Source organism: Rhodococcus sp. Leaf233 (assembly GCF_001426165.1).
In the GTDB taxonomy this organism is placed as follows: domain Bacteria; phylum Actinomycetota; class Actinomycetes; order Mycobacteriales; family Mycobacteriaceae; genus Rhodococcoides; species Rhodococcoides fascians.
Genome location: NZ_LMRO01000012.1, coordinates 1 through 15,439, shown reverse-complemented (window position 1 = coordinate 15,439; position 15,439 = coordinate 1). Strand labels below are relative to the sequence as shown.

The following is a 15,439-nucleotide window of genomic DNA, read 5'->3' as shown; positions in this document are numbered from 1 at the left end:
AGCGGACGCCAGTCGCGCGGTTGGCCGCACCTATCCTTGGGCCTCAATACAGAAGGGGCCGATAATCAGGGTGGTAGCGAAGTTCGGACTTGCGGACTCCCAGGTGTGAGGCGGGTACACCGCCCACTATCTCCATGGGCGCCACGTCGTTTCGCACCAGTGCGCAGGCAGCGACAACGGCACCGTGGCCGATGTGAATTCCGTCGGTAACGGTCGCGCGACTGGCAATCCACGCGTGGTGTTCGATGTGAATAGGTGACCACAGGGCTTTGAAGTCGTCGGAGTGCACGTCGTGGTGGCCACCGACGACATGAACGTCGCTGGCGAGTACTACGTCATTGTCGATGGTGAGGCCGCCCCGGGCGTCGAGTAGGCAACGGAAGCCGATGGAGCAGTTGTTTCCGATGACGAGTTTGCGGATGCCGTGAACCCGGGTGCCCATCATGATCGACGAGCTGCTGCCGATCCGAGTTCCGAACGCCCGCAACCAGTTTTGCCGAATCCAGTGCGACGGGATCTGCGTAACCAGAAGATTGAACAGACGCTCGCCGATCTGCTCGCGAGCCGATGTCGTTTCGGTGTCGAACACGATCTTTTCCCGGGACCTCGTCATGGCTGTCCTTTCGTGGGCATCTTCTGCACCTTAACGGACAGTGGGGCAGGAGTGTCCCTGCCCGACAACAGCATCCGAAAACAAGCAACGAGTACTCGAATGTCGCGAGTAAAAGACATCAGGATTGCAATATATTTCTACGTTACGCTCGCGCAATTGGTGTAATGATGCGACGATACCGTTCAACAAGTAAAGAGCTACTCCCGCCAGCAGGAGACAACATGCCCGCTCGACTACTCCGAGTTCTTCATGTCTCCGAGGCGTTCGGTGGCGGTGTGCGCACCGCGATGGTCAATTACGTCATTGGAACCCCGGAGTTCGAGCACTCGATGGTCCTGCGACTTCGGGCGGGGCACGAGACCGTCGAGGTGCCCGAAGATGTTGACGTGGAATATGTTTCAGGTGGTATGATCGATTTCTTCAAAGCAGCACTACGTGCTGTCGACCAGGGTGGCTACGACATCGTGCACCTGCATTCGAGCTATGCCGGCGTGCTTCGCGCGTTTCTCCCCAAAAATGTGCGCATTGTCTACACGCCGCACTGCTACGTGATGGAGGCGAAAAAGTCTGCCTATCGCACAGTCACGTACAGAATGGTCGAGAAGGCGCTCGCACAGCGCCCGCAGCTGTTGATGGCTGTTTCTCCGCGAGAGGCAATGATCGGGCTGTCTCTGAGGCCGTCGATGCATGCCGAGGTCGTCGAGAACGTCGCAGTGGCGCTGCCTGTTCCGTTCACCAAAGCGCATCGGAACAGTTCCAAGCCGATCATCACGATGGTCGGCCGAATCATGGCGCAGAAGGATCCATTCTTCTTCGCAGCCGTGGCCCGGCGGTTGGGCACCGAACGCTTTCGTTTCATGTGGATCGGCGACGGCGACGGCGATGGACGGCTCGCACTGGAAGCGGCCGGCGTCGAAGTCACCGGATGGCTACCTCCGCCCGACGTCTGGGATGCACTGGAGATCACCGACCTCTACCTTCACACGGCAGCGTGGGAGGGTGGCCCGCTGTCCACGCTGGAGGCAGCGGATGCCGGGTGTGCGTTGCTCGCCCGCACCATCCCGAGCATGGAGTCGCTCGGGTATCCGCTTGCAGGCACCGAATCCGAGGACGTTGCCTCATCGGTCGAGCGGTTCTTCGCAGACCCTGCTTATCGGGAGGACGTGTCGATGACGAGCCGCCAGATCGCCCGCAACGCATCGCTCGAAAACTTGGGCCGCAATCTCGCTCACCTGTACGGACGCGCGATGGTCGAGTTGAAGCCGCGCACCGTGCGGGCCGAGCGTGAACACCACCGCGTCGAACGCACGGCGGCTATCAGCTGACCCCAATCGTGACGAGCATTGCCATGCGGGACTCGCAAGCGAAGACACGCGGATCTGGTGGCAGTCGACGTGGTGGGCCATCTATGAAGCGCTCGCTTCTTTTCGCAGCGTCACGTTCCGCAGCATGGTTACTCGGTGTCGACAGCCAGGTCAACGTTGTCTGCACCGAACGAAGGCGTTCGACTCGACTACTCACACGTCGAAACTCGGTAGATGAGTGGTGATTTGCTCATCAACGCCAAGACCACTGGCGCAGTTGCAAAGTGCAATGGGCCCTGTGAGGTAGCCCGCGGCTCGAGTATCGGCGCGCCCGATCCGTGTCTACTATGCGCTTGTAAAGCATCAGTAAGACCGACGGGGAACGGACAGCATGCGAATCACAGTCTTCGGTACCGGCTACCTCGGTGCCACGCACGCCGCCTGCATGGCCGAACTCGGCCACGAGGTTCTGGGCGTCGACGTGGACCCGGCCAAGCTCGCGAAGCTCGAAGCCGGCGAGGTTCCGTTCTGGGAGCCTGGTCTCGAAGAGGTGCTGCAGCGCAACATCGCGGCCGGTCGCTTGCGCTTCACCGCGTCCTACCAGGAAGCCGCGGACTTCGCGGAGGTTCACTTTCTCGGTGTCGGCACCCCCCAGAAAAAGGGGGAGTTCGCAGCCGACATGAAATTCGTCGACTCGGTCATCGAGACGCTCGCGCCGTTGCTCACCAAGCCGGCCGTGATCTTCGGTAAGTCCACAGTTCCCGTCGGTACCGCCGAGCGGCTCGGCCGCATGGCCCGCGAACTGGCCCCGGCCGGCGATGACGTCGAGGTCGCGTGGAACCCCGAGTTCCTTCGCGAGGGCTACGCCGTCAAAGACACGCTGCACCCGGATCGTCTCGTGCTGGGTGTCGATCGAGATCGGCCGGGTCGCGCGGAGGCGTTGGCCCGCGAGGTCTACGCCCAGCTGCTCGACGAGCAGATTCCGTTCCTGGTAACCGACTTGGCCACGGCCGAGCTGGTCAAAGCCTCGGCCAATGCGTTCCTGGCCACCAAGATTTCGTTCATCAACGCCATCGCAGAGGTGTGCGAGGCGGCCGGGGCCGACGTCACCGTCCTCGCCGACGCCATCGGCCACGACGAGCGCATCGGTCGCAAGTTCCTCAACGCGGGCATCGGCTTCGGCGGTGGCTGCCTGCCCAAGGACATCCGCGCGTTCATGGCCAGGGCCGGCGAGCTCGGTGCCGACCAAGCGCTGACGTTCCTCCGCGAGGTCGACAACATCAACATGCGACGACGCACCCGCATGGTCGAGTTGGCCCGTGAGGCGTGCGGCTCGCTACTCGGTGCCCGGGTGGCTGTGCTCGGTGCGGCCTTCAAGCCCGACTCCGACGACGTTCGTGATTCACCGGCTCTGAACGTGGCAGGTCAGATCCAGCTGCAGGGGGCAACGGTCAACGTGTACGACCCGAAGGCCATGGAGAACTCCCGGGCGCTGTTCCCCACGCTGACCTACAACAACACCGCTCTCGAGGCCTGCGAGGGTGCAGACGTGGTGCTGGTGCTGACGGAGTGGAAAGAGTTCAAGGCTCTCGTCCCCAGCGACCTGGACGGCGTGGTGCGCAGTAAGAAGCTGATCGATGGCCGCAACTGCTTGGACCCGGAGCAGTGGCGGGCGGCGGGGTGGAACTATCGAGGCCTAGGGCGTCCCTGAGCACTGACAAACAAGTCAAGGGCACAATTCATTCGATGGAATGAATTGGTCGCTGCCTAATCGGCGTGTATCTGTAATCCGAATTAACTGACACTTAATAAAAGTCGATTCGCCTGTTGTTGCCCGCGTGAACAAGTGTCGAGGTTCGTTCTGTGGCTCAAGCTCGCCTATCAGGGGTAGGGCCCCACGATAAACAGCACGGAGCGCTGTGAATAGTCACCAAATTGAGCAGATGACGCTCGTGTGTAACGTTTTTGGACATCGGGGCGGTAACAACTGGGTAGCTCCTATCATCCGTTTCGCCTAGTCAGCGTAGGTGTGGTAAACCGATCAGGAGCTGTTATTCATCTGTGATCTGCGACGCTCGCATGGTGCTTCGGATAGCGGCGTGGGAACATTTCAATTCGAGACCAGTCGCATTCCGGATTGATTTCGATTCACAGACCAGCGACCACCATGGTGATCGCCGTAGCGCAGAAGGAGGGGAGCAGGTGGCATCTGTCGGGGCTGCACCACGCTCACTCTGGGGATCCTCACGGTCCGGGGAGTTGAAAACTCGCAAGCTCACATCCAGGCATGTGTGGGAACGCCAGTACATCGCCCGCCTTCGGGTGACCGACGTGCTGGCCGTGGTCCTGTCCGTCGCCCTCGCCCAGATCGTTCGCTTCGGAGGGGTCGAAACAACCGGCCTGGCGAACTCGGCGATCTACACCGGTGTCTCCGTTGCAGTGGCGAGCGTCTGGATCGCATTTCTCGCAATCTTCCGAACCCGCTCGACGCGGGTCATCGGCAACGGTGCCGAGGAGTATCGCCGCATCGTGTCAGCCACCTTCCGGCTCTTCGGTGTAATCGCCATCATCTCTCTGCTGTTCCGTATCGACTTTGCACGCCTCTACCTCGCCATCGCGCTACCGGTTGGGTTGGTGGCGTTACTTGTCAGCCGCTGGCTGTGGCGAAAGGTGGTCACTCGACTTCGCAGCGAAGACAAGTACAAGACGTCGGTGCTGATCGTCGGAAGCCGCTCAGCTGCGGTCTCGATGGCCGAGTCGTTCGAGCGTTCGCCGTCCTCGGGCTACGCGGTGGTGGGGATGTGCATGCCCGGCTACGAGGTGCCGAGCGATGGAATCGTTCACGTCGAGGGTGCAGATATTCCGGTACTAGGTAGTGAAAGAGACGTCCTCTCTGCAATCGACGAGTGCGGTGCCGATACGGTCGCGGTGACGGCCACCGAACACCTCGGCCATAAGGGCATTCGCAAGATGATCTGGGACCTGGAGAAGAAAAATGTCGACCTGGTGGTCGCGCCTGGCGTCGTAGATGTTGCCGGCCCTCGTTTGGTGATGCGGCCAGTCGCAGGGTTCCCTCTGATTCACGTCGAGAAGCCGCAGTACAACGGTGCGACACGATTCAGCAAGGTCGCTTTCGATCTGACGTTTGCGGCGCTGGTTCTGGTGTTGATCTCGCCGGTGCTACTTGCAGTAGCGATTGCTGTGAAGGTCACTAGTCGTGGACCGGTGTTCTACAAGTCGGAGCGGATGGGTATCGACGGAAAGCCGTTCTCGATGATCAAGTTCCGCAGCATGACCGTGGATGCGGACCAGCAGGTGGCGCATCTGCTCGATCGGAACGAGGGTGCCGGTGGGGTGCTGTTCAAGATGCGGAACGATCCGCGGGTCACACCGGTCGGCAAGATGTTGCGTCGCTTCAGCCTCGATGAGCTTCCTCAGTTCATCAACGTGCTCAGGCGCGAGATGAGCGTCGTTGGTCCGAGGCCGCCACTACGCCGCGAGGTGGAAACCTACAACGGTGACGTTCGTCGCCGCTTGCTGGTCAAGCCGGGGGTCACCGGGCTGTGGCAGGTCAGTGGACGATCCGATCTGTCGTGGGAAGAGACTGTCCGACTGGACCTTTCGTATGTCGAGAATTGGTCGATGGTGGGGGATCTTTTGATCATCGCAAAGACCGTGAAGGCGGTTGCCGGAAGCGACGGAGCGTATTGAGCCTGCGCAGGTTCGGGTTTCGTCGCCTAGCTCAAGTGCCGGAAAGGTCAGTTGTTCGATGAGTAAGTCAGTTGCGATTATCGGTACGCGGGGGTATCCGAGTTATTATGGTGGTTTCGAGACGCTGGTCAGGCGTCTGAGCCCGTACCTTGTCGACTCCGGCTGGGACGTAACGGTTTACGGTCGTCCCGATGCAGTGAAGAACGACGATCCGCTGCTGGACCCACGTGTTGATTCCGTCATGACCAAGGGGCTCGAAACCAAGTCCCTCAGCACACTGAGCTATGGGTTGTCGTCGTCAATCAGTGCGGCCCGTCGCAAGCCCGATGTGGCGTTGATCATGAATGTGGCCAACGGATATTGGCTTCCACTGCTCCGCTCACGCGGGATTCCGACGGCGGTCAACGTCGATGGAATCGAGTGGGAGCGAGCAAAGTGGGGCACCAACGCCAAGCGCGTGTTCCGCGGCGGAGCACACTTGACAGCAAAGTATGCAACCGAGTTGGTGTGCGACTCACACGAAATCCGGCGTCGTTGGAGTCGCGATTTCGGCCGTGACGGAGTGTTCATTCCGTACGGCGGGGACGCACCCGACCGCCTTCCGGTCGTGGAAGGCCTGAGGTCCAGGCAATACGTACTGATCGTGGCCCGATTCGTACCAGAGAACACAGTGCCCGAATTCCTGGAGGCCGCCCGAGAGCTCGGAAAGAAGTGGGACGTAGTCATCGTCGGCTCGTCGGGATACGGCGGTGAGATGGACCTTGCAGCCGCGAAACTGGCGAACGAGTCTTCTCGCGTGCAATGGCTCGGTCATGTCAGCGACGACAAGAAGCTGTTTTCGCTATGGCAACATGCCGGCGCTTACTTCCACGGTCACAGCGTCGGTGGGACGAATCCAGCGCTTGTTCAAGCAATGGCGTGCGGCGCTCCAGTGGTTGCGCGTGACACTGTTTACAACAGGGAGGTTCTTTCTGAAGCAGGGACTTTCGTACAGCCGGACCCTCCCAGTATCACGGCAGCCATCAGTCGCGCGATGACCGACAGGAAATGGCAGGACTCGTCGGCGTCGTTGTCTTCCCAACGGTCGCAGGAGTTCTACACGTGGGAAGGCGTGTGCAGCGGGTACGCGTCGTTGCTGGACAAATTGACCACACCCGGAGTGGCGCATCGCGACGAGATCGTAAATCGCGCCGGTGGTAGCTAGCTTTCGATATGAGTACCTCGAGGCCAGTACTTCGGATAATTCCAGAGCTCCGAGCTGATCATGTGAAACGGAGCCAGAACCTGACGTCGGCGGAAACCCTCTACCTTGAAACGAACGCGGACTTAGAGGGGACCGGTGTACCTGACGAATTTCGACACGTCACTCTGCTTGGCCTTCTCCGAAGCGTAATCCTGACGCGTGCAACAACTTTGGAGCTACCTGAGCCGCTGTGGGTCCGTTTTCTTCCCAAGACGATGTTGGCGGCGCTGGCGTGGAAGGCGTCCAGACTCGTCAGGTGGGTGCCAGGGTCGACCGTCGCCTATGCAATTGAGAACAATGAACCGGGCAATCTCTTGTTCGGAGACCGAAGCGTACCGAAGAGCTTCGTGCGGCCGTCCGTTCTCATACTAGGAATTTGCATACGAATGAGCGTCGATCGCTTGTGTTTTGGGAGTGAAGGGTCGCGTGCGACATATCAGTCGATTCCGCTGGTGAACGGCATCGATCATTCGGTCGTGGTGAACCTACCGGCAAGGCCGAACTGTACGTCTGAGTCCACACACGGGGAAAAGACCCGCCGCAACCGGGTCTCTTTTGTGGGTGTCTTGGAGCACCGCAAGGGTATCGATGTGTTGATGAGGTCATGGCCCTCGGTGGAGCAACGCTGTCCGGACGCGGTCCTCACCATCGTCGGAGACGGGCCGATGCGCCGCGAGGTCGAGCAGTGGAGCGCCGAGAGGCCTCGCAGCCGCAATTTCCGCGGCCGGCTGCCGCACTCCCAAGTGTCGAGCGTCGTTGGAGGAAGCGCACTGCTCGTTGCACCGTCGGTTCGCGCCGGCCGGTGGAGGGAGCAGATCGGTCTGCCCATGCTCGAAGCATTGACTGTGGGCGCGACGGTGGTGACCAGCGATGAGACAGCGCTGGCCACTTGGCTGGCGGCTCGAGGTCATTCGGTGATACCTGCATGTGAATTGTCCAAAGGTCTGGCCGGCGAAATCGTCGACCGCTTGCGGGAGCCGCTACCCCCCGACAAGGTCATCGCCTCGCTCCCGGAGGTGTCCGGCCGCGTCGTGGCGGACAGATGGATGAATCGATCTCAGCACACGAACAACGACTGCTCGACCGAGAATCAGAGTAGAAATGGGAACTGTTGATGAGTTCGGCGAGCGCTTGCGTCGATAGCGTGGTGGCGGTTGTGGTGCACCACAAGAGTTATGACTCGATCGGGTCGACGGTAGCGTTGTTGATCGATGACGGAATCCCGAGCGAGCGCGTGGTCGTAGTGGACAACGGAGAAGAACTGGACCGACGTGCCGAACTTGCGGCAATGCTGCCGGGAGGAGTGCACCTACTGTTCGAGGGGAATCGCGGCTACGGTGCTGCGGTCAACAGGGGCGTCGAGTATGCAGATTCGCTCGGCGCACCGTACGAATACGTTCTGGTGTCCACTCACGAGTGTCGCGTCGAAAAGGGTTCGGTGGCAACGCTTGTCGCAGCGCTGGATCGAAACCCTGACGCCGCAATTGTTGGCCCGACGCTGACTTCCGGTGAAGAGGACGAATTCATCTGGTCCGCTGGCGGGTTACTCACCCCGACGCTCAGGCTGCCTCGGCACTACTTCCACCGAGCCGCAGAACTTCCTCCTCAAGCAGATGCGGAGGTGGACAGGGAATGGCTCGACGGCGCGTTCCTGGTCACCAGGCGATCCGCATTGCGGGACCGGGCGGTGGACGAGCGGTTCTTTATGTACATGGAGGAAGTCGATCACCACGTCGCATTGAGAAATCGCGGATGGAAGATCCTGTGGATACCGTCGGCGCGTGTATGGCAGTCGTCCGGCGGAATTCCGCCCTACTACCTCGGTCGCAACATGCAGCTGTTTCAGAGATGGAACGGAACACCGGTGAGTCGCGTAGCTGCCACACCGTGGTCCATTGCGCATCGAGCGCTGTCCGACCTGCGGCACAGGAAGGGCCTGAGCAGCGTTTCCTCAATGATCAAGGGCTGGAACGATGCCAGACGAGTGCGCGACTCCGCGGGCGGCCGGGTCGTCATCGTCAACCCACTCGGTGGGGCGCTTGCTCACTACGAACGTGAACTGACAGACGTGATCAACGCTCTCGGCCTCGGAAACACCACGTTGTCGACGTTCGAGCCTTCGCACGGTGGCCGCTCCCGTTTGGGGTGGCTCTCGGCCTATTTCCGTCTACTGATCCGATCGCGATTGACCAGGAAACGCCGCGCCACTGTCGTTGTATGGCCGGCCTTGGGCTATCTCGACGCAGTGCTGATTCGCCTTCTCGCTGGTCCTCGAGCTTTCGTCGTTCTACACGACCCGAGCCCACTCGTGCGGGCCATCGGCTACGACGCAGTCTCGATCCGGCTCGCGAGAGTGTTCGGTGGCGATAGATTCATCATCCACAGTGAAGCGGCGAGAAGAGTCACGGAGTCTTCGAGCATCGACAGCACCGTGCTTCCTCATCCAGTCCTCGCGCCGATTCGACGCAGTGGGGAGTTCTCCGGCCGGCGAGTTGTAAGGGTGCTCGGGCAGTACAAGCCAGACCGGGACTTGTTGGCGCTCGAGGAGATTGCGGTCTCGATCGGAGACCTGGATGTCGACCTGGAGATACTGGGCAGAGGCTGGCCTGAAGTGAAGGGTTGGTCCGTCACTGATGGTTTTCTGTCAGAGCAGGAGTTCGACGATGCCGTGGACGCCGCAAGCGTCGTCGTGATTCCCTATCGGAAATTCTTCCAAAGCGGTGTGGCCATACGGTGCTTCGAGCGGGGGACACCGGTCGTCGGCTTAGGCGGAACCAGCCTCGACGAATTAGCCGGCGTTGACCGCAAGCTTCTTGTCGGTCAGTCGTATTCGTCAACTTGGTCCGAGGCTGTGAAGCACGCGCTCTCTCGCAAAGAACCTGCCGAGGAGCCTGAGACGGATGCGGTCCGCGCAGCCAGCGTGGCTGGCTGGAGCCGCTGGCTGGGGTCGGTGTCATGAGCAGCGAGTTGACCATGCTCGCCCTGGGGCGACGCAGTGAGCGCGTGGATGAGGCATGGGCGCGTTCTGGTCGCGTGACCTCGATAGTTCGGTTCGAGCATGCGGCACCTTCGGGAGTGCGCTTCGGGAAACGGGTCTTCGGAATCGCTGTGGACTCCCTTGCGCTCGCCGCCAAAGCGCGACTGCGACACGGTAGTGAGAGCCTCTTGTGTGCGAATCCGTGGATTGCGGTGGCGCTGAGAGCTGTAGGACTGTCAGCTTTCGCAGTGACCGGGCTCTATGCGGTGCCAGGCACCAACAGCTGGAAGCTCCTCAGGCGGTCCCTGAAAGACATCCCAATAGTGACAACGGCTGAGATCGAAGCGGAGCAATGGGTGGCTGAGGGTGGCAGGGCCACCGCCGTGTTGTACGGCAACACTTTTGGGTACCCCAGGGCGAAAAGGTCATCGAAAGTTCCATCGATATTCATCGGCGGTACCTCGGATCGCGACGCCGAACTCATCAACTCTCTCATCGACGAAGTCCGTACCGACAACCGAAGCGTACGGCTCATCATCGCCGACGGCTCAGGCGGCAGAATGTGGCGGGGAGAACGTGCCGAGATCGAACACTTTGGGCGGGTGAGTTCAGAAGAGTTCGGCAGAATCATGAGTACGAGTGACGTTGTATTCTTGCCGATCTTGAACAAGCCCAGAGCTTCTGGACATATGGTGTGTGTCGGCGCGTTGGAGTGTGGGCTCCCAGTGGTGTCATCGGAATGCACCGGTATGGATGGGTACGTGGACGGAACATTCGTTGCACACTTGGATCTGTCATCATCGGTTCTCGAACAGTTGATCGCATGCGCTGAAGGGCAGCTGAACAGCGATCAGGTCAGGGAGTTTTGGACGGAACACTTCAGCCTGGACGCGTATATCGGACGAGTGCTGACAGCCGTGGACCACTTGACCGGCCGTTAGGCCAAGATCAAGTACCCGTCGCTTCGGAATCCTTGTCAGAGCGAGCTGAGTTCATCCATCTATCGAAGTCGTGTCGCGGGCTCGTGAGTGGAAGCGAGGCGATGATTTGTGCTGGGGGGCGGGGATAGCGGATCTTGCTCAGTATGACCTCGGCGAGTCGTCTGTAGTCCACGTCCTGGGAAACGACCGTGTGACCATTTGCGCCGAGCCATTCTGCGTAGCCAGTTTGGTCGGTGGTGATTATTTCACAGCCATGGGCCAGCCCCTCCATGATCGGAAGGCCGATCTGTTCGCGCCAGCGCGGAGTCGACTGGGAAAGAAGAACCAGGGCTGACGCCCTACGCAGATGTGAGTGGATTTCCTCACGCGGCGGGTCAACGATTACTTGGACTCTGGAGTGAGCCCTGCTCCAGTCGAGTACGAGGTCAAGAAGCGGGCCCTGACCGATCATCGTGAACGTGATGTCGGGGCAATCCCAAACTTGATCCCACAGACGCATCGCCTGCCTGATTCCCTTGCGATCCGAAAATTCACCCACAAAGAGTAGGTTCGAGCTCTTAGCAGGGCCATGGCAGGTGCATGGCGTAGGCAACTCCAGAGCTTCTGCTACATCGATTTTCGCCAGTAGCTGCGGTACCAACAGACGGTAGTTGCTCGCGGCACCGGGGGTCCCGAACGCGATTCGATCCACCGGTCTGACGATGTAGGAACAGATCGCTCGAACGACGAATTTCACCCAACTTGGCGGAATCGGAAGCAGGTCCTGAATGGGCAGTACCGGTGAGTTGTTCTCGATTGCATATGTAGTCAGTTGAAACCGTCTGCGAAGGACACTGCGAGAGACCCTCGCGGTAGTCGTGTATAGAAGAAGCGACGGCCAAGCCCTCACCATGAACGGCTCGTTGATCTCGATGAACTGCTCGTTCGCGGTCAGTATTCGCCTGACTGTCTGGAGTCTGCTTGCCCGCTCGATGCTGACGTGCTCGGTGAGTTGCTCCTCGAAGTCGTACATCTGCTCGCGGTATAGCAAGTGCCCGGGGAGCATGGTTCGAAGATCGTGGACATGAGTGGTTCGCACAGACTCGTAAATTCTGAGAACCGAAGAACCTGACCTTCTGTCGGTTTCTAGGACCTCATCAGGGTAGCTCTGTGTCCACCCCACCCTGACTAAACGGTCAGTAAACAAGGCATCTCCCGAGTTTCAAAACCGCGACTCCGGTGGTCGCGGCCAAAACAAGAGGATAGTTCGGCTTTGTTGATAATTCGACTTTGGAGCAGTAATGCATCCGAACGTATTGCTGAAACTCGCCAGGTTGCGGGAATCCTAAAAACGGCCTACGGGGATGATTAGGACAGAACGGGTTCTTTCGTCGCATAGACGGCCTCGGTGGCGTCCTTCTGCGGTCGCCACCACTGCTCGTTGTCGCGGTACCAGTCGACGGTCGCTTTCAACCCCGCGCGGAAGTCGACATAGGTTGGCGTCCAACCCAATTCGGTGCGGAGTTTGGTCGAGTCGATGGCGTAGCGCAGATCGTGGCCGGGGCGGTCGGTGACGAAATCGAAGGCATCGGGCTCGTGGCCGGTCTCTTCGAGGATCGCTTCGAGGACGGTGCGGTTGTTGGCTTCGCCGTCGGCTCCGATGAGGTAGGTCTCGCCGATGCGGCCACCGTCGATGATGGCCCAGACGGCGCTGTTGTGGTCGTCGACGTGGATCCAGTCGCGCACGTTCTGGCCGGCACCGTAGAGCTTGGGGCGTGATCCGCTGAGGATGTTGGTGATCTGACGCGGGATGAACTTCTCCACGTGCTGGTACGGGCCGTAGTTGTTGGAGCAGTTCGAGATGGTGGANTCACCGCAAACGCGCGCGCATTCGCTGAACGCGCAGCTTGGGGCGTGATCCGCTGAGGATGTTGGTGATCTGACGCGGGATGAACTTCTCCACGTGCTGGTACGGGCCGTAGTTGTTGGAGCAGTTCGAGATGGTGGAACGGACCCCGAACGAGCGGGTCCACGCGCGCACCAGCAGGTCGCTCGAGGCTTTGGTCGAGGAGTACGGGCTCGACGGGTTGTACGGGGTCGATTCGGTGAATCTCGCCGGGTCGTCGAGTTCGAGGTCGCCTTCGTACGGCCGGTACGGGTCTCAGGAGGTTAGGCTGCCAATCCACGCGCCCGCGAGAAACGTGGCACAAAGCATGGTGCAGAATCCCAGTAGTCGAATCTTGAGCGCGAAAAGTAGTAGCACTCCGCTCAATGCCTCCACGGACGCGTATGCAGCGAGCAATACGTTGACGTCGAAGTTGCCCACTCGTGATGAGACAATTGCAGCTCCCGCCACCACGCTGACAGACACCATTGTCAGTCTGGAAGCGCTTGGTGGAAGAAACCGGAAGGTCATCCGCTGCGCAACGGCTGCGGTAGTGGCGCAGACGAGCCATACACCTACGATGACGACAGGTACCAGGAATTCGCGATACCAGACACAGGCAATGAGGCTTGCTAGCAGCGCGATTGGCGTCAGTCCGATCCATAAGACCTGAAGGAACTTCCGACCAGAGTCCGGCGAGTCGGTTGATTGATGGATCAGGGTAGGTACTACGGCATTGACCAGGGTGGCTGACGCTGCGCCTACGATCTTGGTTGCGACGCTCAGAATCGTCAGATTTGACGCGGGAAGCAGAACTGCAGTGGACTGAATCAGCACGACTGCACTTTGTCCAATACCGGAGCGTGCGAAGAACCATCCAGCGCCAGACCGAGACCGTATCCCCACCACTGGAACTGCCGCCATCGCCGTGTTACCGACCCCTTTGCGGACCATCGTGAGCAACAAACAGATGTTTCCAACGAACAGGGCTATGAGCATCGCTGTGACTGATCGAACTGGATCGCCCCAGGGGACCAGTAGCGTCAGCACGGCGAGCGCGTTGGCGGGCAGAGCGATACCCGACATCCAACGCGGGTCGCCTTCGGCTTCTGAAAATACCGCTCGAAACCACACCACTGCCTGTATTGCGGCGTTTGCGGCACTCGCTGCCACTATGGGTGCCAGGTCCATGCCCAGCTTGCCGTTCAATTCGAGCCATGCAGCTCCTACCCCCACGAAAACGATGCTCAGAAGGGGAGTTGACCAGCGGAGAATTCCCACCCCTCGTCTGGATATTCGATGTTCGCTCAGCAGCATTGGATACATGACACCGACGAGCAGGGTGAGCGTTGGCAGGAGACCAAGGTTCCAGAGGTAGAAGTATGCGTCCGTCGAAGTGTTCGCGCCGTTTCGCCAAATCATGAGCGCGAGCTGGACCACGCCAGTGCCCTGTGATGCGAGGGAGAGGACCGGCCCCCGGAGCGCTGCAAACGGCAGCCGCGCCTTTCTGGGAACCATGGAAGTCACTTGCTAACTATGGCTGCCGGTTGCCCGATGGACAACACGAGTGGGTGCGACACATGAGAGCGGTGTACGGCTTGCTGGCGGAACGGCTTGGTCGGGTGCTCGATCAAGCAGTAGACCGCAGCCTGCCTTGGAACCTCCCTGCAGTCTCTGTGGATTCTTGGTCTGGTGGGCGTGGGCGGGTGTTAGGGCAGTACGGATTCTTTCGTCGCGTAGACAGCTTCGGTGGCGTCCTTCTGCGGTCGCCACCACTGCTCGTTGTCGCGGTACCAGTCGACGGTCGCTTTCAATCCTGCGCGGAAGTCGACATAGGTTGGCGTCCAACCCAATTCGGTGCGGAGTTTGGTGGAGTCGATGGCGTAGCGCAGGTCGTGGCCGGGGCGGTCGGTGACGAAATCGAAGGCATCGGGTGCGTTGCCGGTTTCTTCGAGGATCGCTTCGAGGACGGTGCGGTTGTTGGCTTCGCCGTCGGCTCCGATGAGGTAGGTCTCGCCGATGCGGCCGCCGTCGATGATNGGGGCGTGATCCGCTGAGGATGTTGGTGATCTGACGCGGGATGAACTTCTCCACGTGCTGGTACGGGCCGTAGTTGTTGGAGCAGTTCGAGATGGTGGAGCGGACCCCGAACGAGCGGGTCCACGCGCGGACCAGCAGGTCGCTCGAGGCTTTGGTCGAGGAGTACGGGCTCGACGGGTTGTACGGGGTCGATTCGGTGAATCTCGCCGGATCGTCGAGTTCGAGGTCGCCGTAGACCTCGTCGGTGGAGANCCGATGACGTTGGTGTGGACGAACGGCCACGGGTCGGTCAACGAGTTGTCGTTGTGGGATTCGGCGGCGAAGTGGACGACGAGATCGGTCTCGCGGACGAGTCGGTCGACGAGATCGGCGTCGGCGATGTCGCCGTGCACGAAGTCGATGCGATCGGCGACGGGGTCCAGGGAGGCCTTGTTGCCGGCGTAGGTGAGCTTGTCGAGCACGGTGACCTGGGAGTCGGGGCGCTGCGCGAGGGTCTGATGGACGAAGTTCGCGCCGATGAACCCGGCCCCACCCGTGACAAGAATTCTCATGAACAAAGACGGTACCGGGCACCCCCTGTCAAGCACGCTACGTAGCGCCGGAGCTAACAGAGGTGCACTCGTCTGCACCGCGCGTTCCGCGACGTTCTCTGGAAGACTTCGGGCTCATGCGGGGAATCATTCTGGCGGGCGGCACGGGCTCACGGCTTCATCCGATCACGATGGGAGTGAGCAAACAGCTGGTCC

At 60.2% G+C, this 15,439-nt stretch carries 11 protein-coding genes and 6 pseudogenes; 9 read left to right on the top strand and 8 right to left on the bottom strand.

Features of this window, described 5'->3' with window-relative positions; all coding sequences use genetic code 11:
* Positions 1-43: 43 nt before the first annotated feature.
* Positions 44-613: an acyltransferase gene (locus ASH04_RS19715; RefSeq protein ID WP_156394611.1), complete on the bottom strand. Its 570-nt coding sequence runs from the start codon at positions 611-613 to the stop codon at positions 44-46.
* A 221-nt stretch (positions 614-834) separates the two neighbouring features.
* Here ASH04_RS19715 and ASH04_RS19710 point away from each other — a divergent pair, with 221 nt between their 5' ends.
* The 8 genes and pseudogenes from ASH04_RS19710 (at position 835) to ASH04_RS19680 (ending at position 10,789) form a co-directional block, all read left to right on the top strand.
* On the top strand, positions 835-1,938 hold the full coding sequence (locus ASH04_RS19710) for a glycosyltransferase (protein WP_057474316.1): 1,104 nt from the start codon (positions 835-837) through the stop codon (positions 1,936-1,938).
* Between the two features lie 370 nt (positions 1,939-2,308).
* Positions 2,309-3,628: a UDP-glucose dehydrogenase family protein gene (locus ASH04_RS19705; RefSeq protein WP_057474315.1), complete on the top strand. Its 1,320-nt coding sequence runs from the start codon at positions 2,309-2,311 to the stop codon at positions 3,626-3,628.
* Between the two features lie 491 nt (positions 3,629-4,119).
* Positions 4,120-5,628: a sugar transferase gene (locus tag ASH04_RS19700; protein WP_057474602.1), complete on the top strand. Its 1,509-nt coding sequence runs from the start codon at positions 4,120-4,122 to the stop codon at positions 5,626-5,628.
* 58 nt (positions 5,629-5,686) lie between these two features.
* A complete protein-coding gene (locus tag ASH04_RS19695; protein ID WP_082519345.1) occupies positions 5,687-6,832 on the top strand; it encodes a glycosyltransferase in 1,146 nt (381 codons plus the stop codon).
* A 425-nt stretch (positions 6,833-7,257) separates the two neighbouring features.
* Positions 7,258-7,986 carry a glycosyltransferase family 4 protein gene (locus ASH04_RS26800; protein ID WP_162247551.1) on the top strand — a complete coding sequence of 243 codons (729 nt, stop codon included), beginning with the start codon at positions 7,258-7,260 and terminating at the stop codon, positions 7,984-7,986.
* A pseudogene (locus tag ASH04_RS27605) lies at positions 7,986-8,420 on the top strand (glycosyltransferase); the annotation flags it as partial. The gene ASH04_RS26800 and the pseudogene ASH04_RS27605, both read left to right, overlap by 1 nt.
* A gap of 138 nt (positions 8,421-8,558) precedes the next feature.
* Positions 8,559-9,830: a glycosyltransferase family 2 protein gene (locus ASH04_RS19685; RefSeq protein WP_442971213.1), complete on the top strand. Its 1,272-nt coding sequence runs from the start codon at positions 8,559-8,561 to the stop codon at positions 9,828-9,830.
* Complete coding sequence (locus tag ASH04_RS19680) at positions 9,827-10,789, top strand: glycosyltransferase (RefSeq protein ID WP_057474312.1); 963 nt, start codon at positions 9,827-9,829, stop codon at positions 10,787-10,789. Before ASH04_RS19685 ends, ASH04_RS19680 begins: the two co-directional genes overlap by 4 nt.
* 7 nt (positions 10,790-10,796) lie before the next feature.
* Here ASH04_RS19680 and ASH04_RS19675 read toward each other — a convergent pair whose 3' ends face one another.
* The 7 genes and pseudogenes from ASH04_RS19675 to ASH04_RS27295 form a co-directional block, all read right to left on the bottom strand.
* The gene (locus tag ASH04_RS19675) at positions 10,797-11,801 is read right to left on the bottom strand and encodes a glycosyltransferase (protein WP_162247550.1); all 1,005 of its coding nucleotides are present in this window, start codon (positions 11,799-11,801) and stop codon (positions 10,797-10,799) included.
* A 335-nt stretch (positions 11,802-12,136) separates the two neighbouring features.
* A pseudogene (locus tag ASH04_RS19670) lies at positions 12,137-12,637 on the bottom strand (dTDP-glucose 4,6-dehydratase); the annotation flags it as partial.
* A gap of 142 nt (positions 12,638-12,779) precedes the next feature.
* Positions 12,780-12,908 (bottom strand): annotated as a pseudogene (locus tag ASH04_RS27600) (GDP-mannose 4,6-dehydratase); the annotation flags it as partial.
* Between the two features lie 21 nt (positions 12,909-12,929).
* On the bottom strand, positions 12,930-14,180 hold the full coding sequence (locus ASH04_RS19665; RefSeq protein WP_156394609.1) for a hypothetical protein: 1,251 nt from the start codon (positions 14,178-14,180) through the stop codon (positions 12,930-12,932).
* Between the two features lie 182 nt (positions 14,181-14,362).
* Positions 14,363-14,692, bottom strand: a pseudogene (locus ASH04_RS27305) (dTDP-glucose 4,6-dehydratase); the annotation flags it as partial.
* Position 14,693: 1 nt separating this feature from the next.
* A pseudogene (locus ASH04_RS27300) lies at positions 14,694-14,944 on the bottom strand (GDP-mannose 4,6-dehydratase); the annotation flags it as partial.
* 1 nt (position 14,945) lies between these two features.
* A pseudogene (locus ASH04_RS27295) lies at positions 14,946-15,244 on the bottom strand (NAD-dependent epimerase/dehydratase family protein); the annotation flags it as partial.
* A 116-nt stretch (positions 15,245-15,360) separates the two neighbouring features.
* On the opposite strand from ASH04_RS27295, the gene ASH04_RS26675 reads away from it, so the two are divergent.
* On the top strand, positions 15,361-15,439 hold a 79-nt coding region (locus ASH04_RS26675), incomplete at its 3' end, for a sugar phosphate nucleotidyltransferase (protein WP_156394629.1).

Coding starts and splice junctions, on each gene's coding strand:
- ASH04_RS19715 (WP_156394611.1), bottom strand. CDS start 613: ATGACGAGGTCCCGGGAAAAGATCGTGTTCGACACCGAAACGACATCG.
- ASH04_RS19710 (WP_057474316.1), top strand. CDS start 835: ATGCCCGCTCGACTACTCCGAGTTCTTCATGTCTCCGAGGCGTTCGGT.
- ASH04_RS19705 (WP_057474315.1), top strand. CDS start 2,309: ATGCGAATCACAGTCTTCGGTACCGGCTACCTCGGTGCCACGCACGCC.
- ASH04_RS19695 (WP_082519345.1), top strand. CDS start 5,687: ATGAGTAAGTCAGTTGCGATTATCGGTACGCGGGGGTATCCGAGTTAT.
- ASH04_RS26800 (WP_162247551.1), top strand. CDS start 7,258: ATGAGCGTCGATCGCTTGTGTTTTGGGAGTGAAGGGTCGCGTGCGACA.
- ASH04_RS19680 (WP_057474312.1), top strand. CDS start 9,827: ATGAGCAGCGAGTTGACCATGCTCGCCCTGGGGCGACGCAGTGAGCGC.
- ASH04_RS19675 (WP_162247550.1), bottom strand. CDS start 11,801: ATGTACGACTTCGAGGAGCAACTCACCGAGCACGTCAGCATCGAGCGG.